Source organism: Lysinibacillus sp. YS11 (assembly GCF_002896375.1).
GTDB lineage: Bacteria > Bacillota > Bacilli > Bacillales_A > Planococcaceae > Lysinibacillus > Lysinibacillus capsici.
Window position 1 is genome coordinate 3622482 of the sequence record NZ_CP026007.1, and the last position, 12468, is coordinate 3634949.

General features: G+C 36.0%; 13 protein-coding genes. 3 read left to right on the top strand and 10 right to left on the bottom strand.

Annotated elements, in window-relative coordinates; all coding sequences use genetic code 11:
• Positions 1-136: 136 nt before the first annotated feature.
• A complete protein-coding gene (locus LBYS11_RS18230) occupies positions 137-1135 on the bottom strand; it encodes an ABC transporter substrate-binding protein (protein ID WP_103118721.1) in 999 nt (332 codons plus the stop codon).
• Between the two features lie 586 nt (positions 1136-1721).
• On the opposite strand from LBYS11_RS18230, the gene LBYS11_RS18240 reads away from it, so the two are divergent.
• The 3 genes from LBYS11_RS18240 to LBYS11_RS18245 all read left to right on the top strand — a co-directional run bounded on the left by LBYS11_RS18240 (position 1722) and on the right by LBYS11_RS18245 (position 2957).
• Complete coding sequence (locus LBYS11_RS18240) at positions 1722-2489, top strand: hypothetical protein (protein ID WP_103118722.1); 768 nt, start codon at positions 1722-1724, stop codon at positions 2487-2489.
• A gap of 94 nt (positions 2490-2583) precedes the next feature.
• Positions 2584-2706, top strand: coding sequence for a hypothetical protein (locus LBYS11_RS24010; protein WP_255409625.1), 123 nt, complete (start codon positions 2584-2586; stop codon positions 2704-2706).
• The gene (locus LBYS11_RS18245; RefSeq protein ID WP_233732843.1) at positions 2676-2957 is read left to right on the top strand and encodes a tyrosine-type recombinase/integrase; all 282 of its coding nucleotides are present in this window, start codon (positions 2676-2678) and stop codon (positions 2955-2957) included. Before LBYS11_RS24010 ends, LBYS11_RS18245 begins: the two co-directional genes overlap by 31 nt.
• A gap of 82 nt (positions 2958-3039) precedes the next feature.
• Here the strand turns inward: LBYS11_RS18245 and sufB are convergent, their stop codons facing one another.
• The 9 genes from sufB to LBYS11_RS18290 form a co-directional block, all read right to left on the bottom strand.
• Positions 3040-4437, bottom strand: coding sequence for a Fe-S cluster assembly protein SufB (gene sufB / locus LBYS11_RS18250; protein WP_016993620.1), 1398 nt, complete (start codon positions 4435-4437; stop codon positions 3040-3042).
• A gap of 99 nt (positions 4438-4536) precedes the next feature.
• On the bottom strand, positions 4537-4962 hold the full coding sequence (gene sufU / locus LBYS11_RS18255) for a Fe-S cluster assembly sulfur transfer protein SufU (RefSeq protein WP_016993621.1): 426 nt from the start codon (positions 4960-4962) through the stop codon (positions 4537-4539).
• Positions 4952-6181: a cysteine desulfurase gene (locus tag LBYS11_RS18260; RefSeq protein ID WP_048394396.1), complete on the bottom strand. Its 1230-nt coding sequence runs from the start codon at positions 6179-6181 to the stop codon at positions 4952-4954. Before LBYS11_RS18260 ends, sufU begins: the two co-directional genes overlap by 11 nt.
• Positions 6181-7488 (bottom strand): Fe-S cluster assembly protein SufD, encoded by a 1308-nt coding sequence (sufD, locus tag LBYS11_RS18265; protein ID WP_103118723.1) that lies wholly within the window; start codon positions 7486-7488, stop codon positions 6181-6183. Before sufD ends, LBYS11_RS18260 begins: the two co-directional genes overlap by 1 nt.
• Positions 7489-7506: 18 nt before the next feature.
• On the bottom strand, positions 7507-8286 hold the full coding sequence (gene sufC / locus LBYS11_RS18270; protein ID WP_016994918.1) for a Fe-S cluster assembly ATPase SufC: 780 nt from the start codon (positions 8284-8286) through the stop codon (positions 7507-7509).
• Positions 8287-8765: 479 nt separating this feature from the next.
• Positions 8766-9530, bottom strand: a complete 765-nt coding sequence (locus LBYS11_RS18275; protein WP_103118724.1) for a response regulator — start codon at positions 9528-9530, stop codon at positions 8766-8768.
• Positions 9502-9729, bottom strand: a complete 228-nt coding sequence (locus LBYS11_RS18280) for a sensor histidine kinase (protein WP_233732145.1) — start codon at positions 9727-9729, stop codon at positions 9502-9504. The genes LBYS11_RS18275 and LBYS11_RS18280 overlap by 29 nt, the downstream gene beginning before the upstream one ends.
• Positions 9730-9737: 8 nt before the next feature.
• Entirely contained in the window at positions 9738-10589 is an 852-nt protein-coding gene (locus LBYS11_RS18285) for a response regulator (RefSeq protein ID WP_103118726.1), read from the bottom strand.
• Positions 10583-12445: a sensor histidine kinase gene (locus LBYS11_RS18290; RefSeq protein WP_103118727.1), complete on the bottom strand. Its 1863-nt coding sequence runs from the start codon at positions 12443-12445 to the stop codon at positions 10583-10585. The genes LBYS11_RS18285 and LBYS11_RS18290 overlap by 7 nt, the downstream gene beginning before the upstream one ends.
• Positions 12446-12468: the final 23 nt, after the last annotated feature.

Genomic DNA, 12468 nt, shown 5'->3' on the forward strand with positions numbered 1-12468 from the left:
CATAATCATAGCACACAGTATGTCACTACAAATAAACATCATGTAAAAAATATACCTTCTTTTATCACTTAATTATGCCAAAGAAAAAGCATGAGTCCATATTCCATTGAACTCATGCTACTATAACAGGCGACGTTTATTTCACAAGATTTTGCTGAATAGCCTCTAAAAACTTAATTCGGCTATATGCAGGGCCACCTTCCATTAGTGGATCTAGAACATTAACAAATACTCGGTCATTTTTAAATGCAGTAATATTTTGGATGATTGGATTCTTTTTAAAGTCTTCTAAAGCATTCGGCGCGTCCGCATTTTCATCTGTTGAAAACTGCACAAATAAATAATCAGGATTCATATCTGCAAGCTGTTCTACAGAAATGGCCTCTTGAGATTTAGCTTTAGCAACTTCATTAGGTACTGCTAAACCAAGCTCGCCATAAAGAACTGCATTTAAAAATACTTCTTTTGGATAAACATACGCTTGTCCCCCACGAATACGAATAGCCGCTACTTTTTGATCTTGTAGTTTTTCAGTTAACGTGGACTTAGCAGCTTCAATATCAGCTTTATATGTAGATAAGATCTTCTCAGCATCTGCTTGCTTACCAGTTAGTTCTGCTAGTAAATTCAAATTAGATTCCCAGTTCGTCGAAATATGTGAAACTAAAATTGTAGGTGCAATTTTCTCTAATTTACTTTGTACCTCTTCTGGGAACTTTGTGGACCCTAAAATTACATCTGGATTTAATTCTAATATTTTTTCAAAGTTTGGTTTAATCTTCTCACCAATAGATTCTGCTTTGTCTGTTACAGAAGCATAGAGCTCAGGGAACTTGCCACCAATAGCAATAGCTCCAACTGGGTGAACATCCAGCACCACCATATCCTCCATTGCTTCCATAGCTCCTGTTACAACAATTCTTTCCACTTTTTCTGGCACTTCATAGCTTTCACCAAGATATTCAATCGTTCTCGTGCCATTTTCATTTGTTGATTCTTCTTTTGTTTGTGTCACTTCTTCTTCTTTTGGTGTATCAGTGGAAGATTCCTCTTCTACTGCCTTCTTCTCTCCACATGCGGCGAGAATGAGCATAAATAATGCTATGAAACTAATAAATAAAAACTTCTTTTTCATTTACATATTCTCCTTTGAAGATGATTAACTATCTCATCTGGCTTATTGAAGTACTGAACATCTTCTAGATTTATCAACCCCTTCTTAATTGATATTGATTCTCATTATCATTTTAGTATGTAATCTTAAAAAAATCCAGTACTATTTCTCTCCATTTTTATTCGCAACATAAAAACACAAAAAACCCCTAGTCACAATTTAACTTTATCGTCTGTCTCTCGTTGGGACACACTCGATGGGACATAAGGTAAAATGCGATAAATACTAGCCCCTTTATTACCGTTTAATCTCATTCTTGGTACTTTTTCGATGATGCCTAATTTCTCTAACTTTTAACGCTACGATAAACTGTCTTTGTGCTGATCTCCAATGCTGCAGCAATAGTGGCAGCTTTCAAATGACAGGCTCCTGGATGTATCCAAAGGATGCGTTAGAAAAAATCATGATTACATTGGATGTAAAGAACTTAGGTGACTTACAGCAGCATATAGACAAGGACACAGATAACTAATATTGGTTGTCTGTTTTTTTATGTACTTTCACCAATAAATTCCCTAAAATGTAATTATGGAGGGAGGAATGTATAATGAAACAATTACTATACATAGGGTCATTATCAGTATTATTACTTGCTGCATGCGGTGATGAAAACATTGCTACAATAACCCCAGACGAATTTAAAAAGTTGGAACAAGGTATGAGTTTAGATGAAGTAGAAGAAATAGTAGGTGGCAAATCAAAAAATCCAGAAGCAAAAGAAAATGAAGACTTACGATTGTTTTTAGACTATGACGGAGAAAATGGGATAGATAAAGAATCTTCTGTATCACTTGTTTTTAAAGATGGAAAATTAGAGACACTTATTGAAACTGGCTTATTAGAACCCAAAAAAGAATTAACTAAAGAAGAAAAAGAGAAAATTGATGAAAACATTGCCCAAATAATTAGTAAAGTTTCAACAGAAGAAGTCGAAAAAATCATTACTGATAAACTAGGAAAAAATAATAACTCGCAGAAAAAAGTAATAGAAAAAGTAGAAGCAACCGATAGTGGTTTAAATCTAACTTTAAATGCTTCGGATAATTTCACATTAGATATGATGAAACGTGGTATGTGGATGGATTCTATAAAAATTTTAGAACCACTTTCAAAAGTTGATAATATTAAACAAATAAATGTCGATTGGCAGCTACCTCTTATTGACAATTACGGTAAAGAGAACGATTCCGCAGTAATGAAGTTTAGTATAGATAAAGCAACACTAGATAAAATAAATTGGGATAATTTTTTAACAGAAAGCTTCCCAGATGTAGTTACTAATTATAATGAACACCCAGCTTTAAATGAAAAATAGGTATAGGCCGCTCAACTGAGTGGCTTTTTTTATATGTATTATTGGTAATATTTCTATAAAATAAGATTACAAATATCTGTAAGGGGTGCATGACATGGATACAATAGCAGAAACAATTAAATTCACTGGCTTTGGTAAGAAGAAAGCAATGGCTAAACAAATTCAAATGAAAATAATGGTAATATCATTTTTCAAAACTATCTTGGAAATTATTTAACACCTTCTACGGTTCGAGAAAGTATAGAGAAGTATTGTAAAAAAGCTGGTGTAGATTATAAAGGTACTCATTGTTTCAGACACACACATACAGTGTTGCTTTTAAAATCGGGGGCTAGTATAAAATTTGTTTCTAACCGATTAGGGCATAAAACAATTAAAACAACTTCTGATACTTACTTAGATATTTCTGAGAAAATAGAAGAAGACGAACTAAAAAAGTTCGCCTCCTACACAAATGATAAAATCTGAATCGGCACGTTTTCGGCACGGCAGATTTTGATTGTTTTTCTAACGCCTCTAAAATCCTTATATATCAAGCATTTCAGGTGTATTACCCGATACTGCCCTCCATCTCGAATTTAATCAGACGGTTCATTTCTACTGCGTATTCCATTGGTAGTTCTTTTGTGAATGGCTCGATGAAGCCCATTACGATCATTTCTGTCGCTTCTTCTTCGGAAATTCCGCGAGACATTAAATAGAATAATTGTTCTTCAGATACTTTTGAAACTTTTGCTTCGTGCTCTAAAGATACATTATCATTAAAAATCTCGTTATAAGGAATTGTATCGGAAGTCGATTGATTATCCATAATCAGCGTATCACATTCGATGTTAGCACGAGCACCACTTGCTTTAGGACCGAAACGAACTTGTCCCATATACGTTACCTTACCACCTTGTTTAGCAATCGATTTAGAAACGATTGTTGAAGATGTGTTTGGTGCCATATGGATCATTTTTGCGCCAGCATGTTGATGTTGTCCTTTACCTGCTAATGCAATCGATAATGTCATACCACGAGCACCTTCACCTTTAAGGATACATGCAGGGTATTTCATTGTTAATTTAGAACCGATGTTACCATCAATCCATTCCATTGTACCGTTTTCTTCTACAACTGTACGTTTCGTTACAAGATTGTAAACATTGTTCGCCCAGTTTTGGATTGTTGTATAACGGCAATAGGCATCTTTACGTACAACAATTTCTACAACTGCTGAGTGTAAAGAGTTTGTTGTGTAAACAGGAGCTGTACAACCTTCAACATAGTGTACGTGAGCGCCTTCATCTACAATAATAAGTGTACGTTCGAATTGACCCATATTTTCTGAGTTAATACGGAAGTAAGCTTGTAACGGTGTTTCTACTTTAACACCTGGTGGCACATAAATAAATGATCCACCTGACCATACCGCTGAGTTTAAAGCAGCAAATTTATTGTCTGTGTAAGGAATCACTTTGCCCCAATATTGTTTGAAAATATCTTCGTTTTCACGTAGAGCAGAGTCAGTATCTTTGAACACAATACCAAGATCTTCAAGGTCTTTTTTCATGTTGTGATAAACTACCTCAGACTCATATTGTGCAGATACACCTGCAAGATATTTTTGCTCTGCCTCTGGGATACCTAATTTATCAAAAGTTGCTTTGATTTCATCAGGTACTTCATCCCATGATTTTTGAGTAGCTTCTGATGGTTTTACATAGTACGTAATTTCATCAAAATCTAAATCTCCAAGATCGCCACCCCATTGTGGCATCGGTTTTGTATAAAAAGTTTCAAGAGCTTTTAAACGGTATTCTAGCATCCATTCTGGCTCTTGTTTCATATTTGAAATTTCACGGACGATTTCTTCAGTTAAACCGCGTTTTGAACGGAAAATTGATACGTCCTTGTCATGGAAACCGTATTTGTAATCGCCGATATCAGGCATTTTTTTAGCCATCGTTTCTCCTCCGTTCATTGAGATGTATTTTTCTAGGTAATCATCCCTTGCTTTGAGTGAAGGCATAGTAGCTTTCACTCAAGAACAAGGAAGTAAGATTTATTTCACACCTTTTTCCATTGCTTTCCAAGCCAATGTTGCACACTTAATTCGTGCTGGGAATTGTGAAACACCTTGCAGTGCCTCAACATCCTCAAGGTCATATTTATCGCTGTACTCCTCACCCATCATCATTTTAGAAAAAATATCAGAAAGCTCAATAGCTTCCTCTACTTTTTTTCCTTTGATGAGCTGTGTCATCATTGATGCAGAGGACATAGAAATAGAACAGCCTTCACCATCAAATTTTGCATCCTCTACAACACCGTCTGTCACTTTCAATGTTAAGTGAATACGGTCGCCACAAGTCGGATTATTCATATCGATCGTTACAGCATTCTCATCTAAAGATCCTTTATTACGAGGATTCTTATAGTGATCCATAATCACTGAACGATATAGTTGATCTAAATTATTAAAAGACATCGCCAAAATACTCCTTCGCAGAACGTAACCCTGCAACTAAACGGTCAATATCCTCCTCTGTATTGTACAGATAGAAGCTTGCTCGTGCTGTCGCTACTTGCTGAAGACATTTCATTAGTGGCTGTGCACAATGATGTCCTGCACGAACAGCAATACCATTCATGTCAAGCACCGTTGCCACATCATGTGGATGTACATCATCTAGATTAAATGTTACTAATCCACAACGCTTCATAGGGTCACGTGGGCCAAAAATTTTCAAACCGTCAATTGTTTCAAGTTGATCCATTGCGTAGCCTGCAAGCTTATGCTCATGCTCTAGAATGTTATCTAACCCGATATCAGTTAAGAAATCAATAGCGGCTCCTAAACCTATTGCACCTGCAATAATAGGCGTTCCACCTTCAAATTTCCACGGTAATTCCTTCCACGTTGACTCATAAAGCCCAACAAAATCAATCATTTCGCCACCAAACTCAATTGGCTCCATCTTTTCAAGGTGTTCCTTTTTACCATATAGTACACCTATTCCAGTTGGTCCGCACATTTTATGCCCTGAGAAACCTAAGAAATCTACATCCAAATCTTGCACATCAATTTTCATATGTGGCGCAGCTTGTGCACCATCGGCTACCATGACAGCACCATTAGCATGTGCAATTTGAGCAATTTCTTTAATTGGATTTATTGTTCCAAGTACGTTTGATGCCATAGACACCGAAACAATTTTTGTTTTAGGTGTGACTGTCGCACGTACTTTCTCTAGGCTAAGAGTGCCGTCTGCTTCAAGCTCAATGTATTTTAAAGTTGCATTTTTTTCTTTGGCTAATTGTTGCCAAGGAATAATATTGGAATGATGCTCCATATGAGTAATGACAATTTCATCACCCTCAACAACATTTGCACGACCATAACTTGTCGCAACTGTATTTAAAGCGGTTGTTGTACCACGCGTAAAAATAATTTCCTGTGTTGATTGCGCATTAATAAACTTACGAACCTTTTCACGAGCACCTTCATATTTATCTGTTGCACGGTTTCCTAGTGTATGCACGCCACGGTGAACATTGGAATTATCAAATTCATAATAAGCTTTAATCGCTTCAATCACTTGAACAGGCTTCTGAGACGTCGCTGCACTATCAAGATATACAAGTCTATGACCATTTACATCCTGATTTAAAATTGGGAAATAGCTTTTAATGTCTTTATTCATCATTAGCGAACTTTCCTTTCAATAACCTCCGTCAGTTGCTTTTGAACGCCTTCAATTGGTAATTGCGTAACAACTGGCGCAAGGAATCCATGGATAACAAGGCGCTCTGCTTCTGCTTTCGAGATACCACGGCTCATTAAATAATAAAGCTGTAATGGATCTACTCGACCAACAGATGCTGCGTGTCCTGCTGTTACATCATCTTCGTCAATTAATAAAATTGGGTTTGCATCCCCACGAGCTTTTTCTGACAGCATTAATACACGTGATTCTTGTTGTGCATCGGCTTTTGTCGCACCATGCTCGATATAGCCAATACCGTTAAAGATTGACTGAGCTGCATCTTTCATTACACCATGCTTTAAGATATGCCCGTTTGAGTTTTTACCCCAGTGACGAACCTCAGTAGTGAAGTTAAGTTTTTGTTCTCCACGACCAACTACGACTGTTTTTGTATCTGCATGAGAACCGTCACCAATCAAATGCGTAATGTTTTCAGAGATTGTATCAGAATCATTCATTAGACCAAGAGCCCAGTCAACTTTTGCGTCACGCGCTAAACGTGCACGACGATTAACATATGTCGTAAATCCTTTTGCAAGGACATCTACTGCACCATATGTCACCTGTGCATTATCTTGAACAACGACTTCCGCAATAATATTCGCTTGCCCTTTTGCCTCTTCAACTGTTGAAACATAAGTTTCCACATATGTTACTGCTGAATTCGCTTCTGCTACTACTAAAACATGGTTATATAATGAAGCTTCCGCATTGTCATTAAGGAAAACAACTTGAAGTGGTTGCTCAATGATCACGTTTTTTGGTACGTATACAAACACTCCACCATTAACAAGTGCTGTATGAAGTGCTGTTAACTTATGCTCATCTACTTTAACAGCTTCTGTCATAAAGTATTTTTGTACAAGTTCGCCATGCTCACGAACTGCTGTGAAAATATCAGTAAAAATAACACCTTTATCAGCAAGTTCTTGTGATGCCTTAATATATGCTGGTGTATTATTACGTTGAATATATAGGTTTTCTTGTGCTTCAAGGTCAATTAAACCTTTTGCTTCTTCAGGTAGAGCATCCAATGAAGGGAATGCCTCACTATGAACTGCAAACACTGGGAAGTTCATGAAATCCCATTTTGTAATATTCGTTCTATCTGGTTTTGGCAAATCTAAACCAGCTACTTTGTCTAGTGCTGCCGCGCGAAGTTCTGTAAACCAAGTAGGTTCACCATTTGCTTCTGAGAACGAGCGCACGTCCTGTACTGTTACAGGCAAGTTAAGTTCCACTGTCATGCTAGTTCGTCCTCCTTCTTATGCTTCTTGTTCTTCTGTTTCTTCTTCGATTCCTAATTCTTTTTTAATCCAGTCATAACCTTCTGCTTCTAAGCGTTGTGCAAGCTCTGCACCACCTGATTTTACAACACGTCCTTGCATCATTACGTGTACATGGTCTGGTGTAATGTAGTTTAATAGGCGTTGATAGTGTGTAATCATTAAGCAGCCAAAGCCTTCACCGCGCATTGCGTTGATGCCTTTTGAGACAACTTTCAATGCATCGATATCAAGACCAGAGTCAATTTCATCTAAGATTGCAAATGTTGGTTTGATCATCATTAATTGAAGAATCTCATTACGTTTTTTCTCGCCGCCAGAGAAACCTTCATTTAAATAACGTTGAGCCATATCTTCGTTCATTTCAAGAAATTCCATGTTTTTATCTAATTCGCGGATAAATTTCATTAATGAAATTTCATCGCCTTCTTCACGACGCGCGTTAATTGCTGAACGTAAGAAATCAGCATTTGTAACACCAGCAATTTCAGATGGATATTGCATTGCTAGGAATAAACCAGCTTGAGCACGCTCGTCTACTTCCATTTCAAGCACATCTTCGCCATCTAACTCAACAGTACCTGAAGTTACTTCATATTTTGGATGACCCATAATAGCAGAAGCTAGTGTTGATTTACCAGTTCCGTTTGGTCCCATAATTGCGTGAATTTCGTTTGTATTAATTGTAAGATTTACGCCTTTTAAAATCTCTTTTCCGTCGATAGCAACGTGAAGATCTTTAATAACTAAAGTTGACATGAAAATACCTCCATAGTGTTCAGTGAATGGGTCAACCATTCCTTAATTATCATCATTCTAATCTTAACTGAAAATCGTTCTCTATGCAAACCATTTCAATTACTTTCCCATTCCTTAAATAAAATCTTTAAAAATAAAGACTTTGTAAGCATTTTCAGATTATTACTACTTCACCTAAACAATGAGAATAGACTTTCTTCATTTTCAATAAAATCTACCTAATTGAGAATTGATTTCATCTAGCTACATAGTGAAAACCTCGAGAAAAGTGCTAATTGTAGCGGTTTTGTGACAAATTAGCATAAACAACATATCTATACTATAACCTATTTCATTAAAATGGAATCAATTTAAGTTCATATTGGAAGAAAGAAATTTTGCTATAAAAATTAATGGATTGTCTCCTCAAAAGAAAGTAATTTTAGGCAAATGAAAAGACAGAAACGTAGATTGTATCCAACATTTCTGCCATTTCTCCATTAATTTAGATGATATGCCCATAAATATCCTTTTGATTCCAGTAAAAAAGCATCTGACTCTAAGGTAGAAGTGATAACAATTGCATCATTTGTCTTCAGCTCATAGCCTTCATTCACGCGTTCTATTTGAATAGGTAAACCTAGCTCTATAAAAAGCTGACGTAGACGGTAAATCGTATTATAAAGATTAGCTAACGCTTTTTTCTCATCTATATTAGGCCAAATATCATCTAAAATACGATACTTCGATACTACGATTCCTTCATGGACTAATAAATAATAAAAAAGCTCCTCCGTAACCTTTGTTCGCCATTTAATAGCTTTGTCATGTATCCTTGTTCCAACCTCACCTTTTAAACTAACTTCCAATTTTGTAGTGTTTCGCTGTGTTTGACGCCCATAATATTTTGTAAGTCTTTCATTTACTTGTAGTACAATACCTGGTGTCATGGGCTTTAATACATAGTCTAGTGCTTGGACTCGAAATGCATCTACAGCATATTTTGCATAGGCTGTTGAAAAAATAATAGGGACATCAATGCCTTCTTCTACTAAAATAGCTGCAAGCTCTAATCCATTCATCTTTGGCATTTCAATATCTAAAATTAGCGCATCATATTCACCCTTAATGGACAAAATTTGAGTTATTGCTTCTAAAGGTGATGTAAAGGTGGCAATAACTTGAAAAAGCCCCTCTTTTTCAAGTAATAGTTTGTGCAAATCTAAAATTGGCTGTTCATCCTCTACCATAATAATTTTCCACATGTTGAAGCTCCTTTAAAGGTTGTATGAATACCATTGTTGTACCTTCATCTTTCTTAGAAGTAATAGAAAGAGTAGCACTCGGCATTTCTTTTACTCGACGTAGAACATTGGTAAATCCGATGCCATTTGAAAATATATTTTCTCCATTGTTTAAAGCTTTTACCTGTTCCTCAGTCATACCAACGCCATCATCCCTCACCTGAATGCTTAAATTATTTTGCTGCCTTTTAATTTCAATAAAGACTGTCCCATTTCCATCCTTTTCAAAATCCCATGACGAATTGCATTTTCAACTAAAGGCTGTATCAGTAAACTTGGGATTTCTATCTTTTCAGCATCTAATGTATTTTCTATTGTCAAAATAACCGTTAACTTATCACCAAAGCGTGCTTGTTCAATCTCTACATAGGCACGTATAATTTCAAGCTCTTTCTCTAACGTTGCGCGTTGCCCATCCTTACCTGATTCTAATATATAACGTAAATAGGTAGAAAGCATCGTTAATAAATGCCCTGCTCGCTCTCCGTCTGTATAACAAAACGAAATAATACTGCTGAGTGCATTGTATAAAAAATGAGGATTGATTTGTGCCTGTAGAAAAGCCATTTCATGCTGTATCGCTTTGCCCATAGCCTCTTTCGTTAATGCTATAGCCGATAAACGTGAAAGTAACATTTCTTTTGTAGCTGGCTTACGGATATAATCATTGGCCCCTGATTCCAGGATAAGTGAAATATTCGTTGGATATTCATTGGCTACTAACATCATAATCGGTAAATCTATATAGCTATAATACTGACGTATATATTTGGTTAGGGCAATGCCTCCCATTCCAGGCATCACTTCATCTATCAATAAAAAATCAGGTCTTTTTTGCTGAATAACGTTGAGTGCCTCCTCAGGACAATGCACTACCTCTATAGCGTAGTGGCTTTGTAGTAACGATTGTAAAACCTCTGCATGAATGACATCATCCTCAACTATGAGTAATCTTGGCAAATTTTCATTGAACAGTGGCTGATCATTCATAATGATAATCATCTCATTGTCTTTTAGCACTTGCTCATAGCCCCGAATGGCAAGGTGATGATAAATCGAATGCCATTTTGTAATAAATCTACCGAATATGTACCACCCATCTGCTCAATGATGGCTTTCCCTATCGACTGTCCAGTCTCATCTGCTGCTTTTTGCTGTATAGGCTCAGGGCCAGCTCCTTCTACCAAGATTCTTACGTCTGTATCAAGATGTAAAACAGTTAGAATCATATCCCCATTCCCAGCATGAGCAATAGCTGTTTCAAGTACCCTGTATAAGATTTGACCTAGACGTTGCTCATCAGCTTGAACTAATAATTTTGGATTGGTGTGCTTGTATAAACGAATATGCGTTTTTTTTATTTTCTTTTCGTGCATAATTAATACATGCTGAATAATCATTTGAATATTAACTGGGTGTACATCTATTTTAAAATCCTGAAACCTTATTCTAGTGAAATCTTTTAAGTCATTTACTAGATATAATAAACGTTCTAATTGTTGTTCTAGTAGTTGTTGCTTATCCGTCATAGATTGAGTTGATAAGGATTTTGTAATATTTAATGCATGATAAAGAGGTTGTTCTAATTCATTTGTTGTCACTTCTAAAAAGGAATCCTTACCGATTGTCGCCTTTTCCAGACGTTGGCTATATAATTCAGCGTCTCTTGTTCGATTAATTAGTCGCATTGCCAAATAAATATTCATACATACTACAAAGAATAGCAGACCAATACGATTAAAAACATTTCGCCCAGAGAAAAAAAGCTGATCAAATGTTCCACTTATGCTAAAAATTAATAGAGATATAATTGTTGCACTTAATATTATCAGTTCATTTTTCGGAACATGAGCACTTTTCTTCATGATCAAATACAATAATCGTCCTATTATAAAAAATGCTAGGAAATTTATATAGGTAAAAAATATATATTGTAGCTCCGATAAGGATCTTGCTGGTAAAAGCAGTGTTCCAACGCCATATAATAATAGTGGTGACACAAATAATAAAGCTGTCCTACGCTTCATCATAGCTGTTACCGTATAGGCAAAGAACAGGAATAGCATCACTGCATTTATATAGGTTATAAAATCTTGCAAACGAAAATAAAATTCAAATTCTATAGTAGGAAACTCTCTATAAAGAGTTCGTTCGCCTCTTGTACATACCAAAATTGCCAACGTAAAAAAATACATTGCACTATAAAAAAACGCTTTGTCTCTTATTCTTAATAAATACAAACTAAAATGAAAGATTGAAAATATTAATAACATGATAATCGTTGTTTTTTCTAAGTACACATCTTGAATGACATCTTTTGCAAGAGCATCCGCATCTCCTATATCTATAGGAAATATAATGCCATGCCTTGCATTATGAAAATCTGCAACTTGTATTGTTAGGATCACCGAATCTGAAGAAGGTGAAAAATACACTTCATAAACAGGATTACTTGGTTTCGATGCTTCACGAGCAGTAGCAAGTTTACCATAGGAGGCAGCGATCTCATTATTTATAAAAAGTCGATGAGATGACCAAATATTTCGTACCCGAATACCTATTTTTTTGAAATGAGGTGGTAGCTTAATTTTAAGTTGATAAGTACCATACTCTGCATCGGCCTGCCATGGTCCAGGAACCTTTTCAATTGGAGCATGATCAGGAAAATTAGCAGGTTCAAGAAATTTATGGCCTATAAAACGCCATTCTCCAGACAATGCTACAATCTCTTCCTCTTTTGTTATTTCTGATAAATCTAATTGACCATCCACCGCCTGTAACTTAGTATTGCTTGTATCTTGATCGTTAAAAATTAAATAAGTTAGCATCGTGATGGCTAATAAAATAAATAACCAACTTAAACTTTTTTTTATCATGAATCCCACCTCCTCCTCATCTT

Bases quoted from the DNA above. Each gene is read 5' to 3' on its own strand.
- sufC (WP_016994918.1), bottom strand. From the start codon at position 8,286: ATGTCAACTTTAGTTATTAAAGATCTTCACGTTGCTATCGACGGAAAA.
- LBYS11_RS18275 (WP_103118724.1), bottom strand. From the start codon at position 9,530: ATGTGGAAAATTATTATGGTAGAGGATGAACAGCCAATTTTAGATTTG.
- LBYS11_RS18260 (WP_048394396.1), bottom strand. From the start codon at position 6,181: ATGATGAATAAAGACATTAAAAGCTATTTCCCAATTTTAAATCAGGAT.
- LBYS11_RS18290 (WP_103118727.1), bottom strand. From the start codon at position 12,445: ATGATAAAAAAAAGTTTAAGTTGGTTATTTATTTTATTAGCCATCACG.
- sufB (WP_016993620.1), bottom strand. From the start codon at position 4,437: ATGGCTAAAAAAATGCCTGATATCGGCGATTACAAATACGGTTTCCAT.
- sufD (WP_103118723.1), bottom strand. From the start codon at position 7,488: ATGACAGTGGAACTTAACTTGCCTGTAACAGTACAGGACGTGCGCTCG.
- LBYS11_RS18230 (WP_103118721.1), bottom strand. From the start codon at position 1,135: ATGAAAAAGAAGTTTTTATTTATTAGTTTCATAGCATTATTTATGCTC.
- LBYS11_RS24010 (WP_255409625.1), top strand. From the start codon at position 2,584: ATGGATACAATAGCAGAAACAATTAAATTCACTGGCTTTGGTAAGAAG.
- sufU (WP_016993621.1), bottom strand. From the start codon at position 4,962: ATGTCTTTTAATAATTTAGATCAACTATATCGTTCAGTGATTATGGAT.
- LBYS11_RS18240 (WP_103118722.1), top strand. From the start codon at position 1,722: ATGAAACAATTACTATACATAGGGTCATTATCAGTATTATTACTTGCT.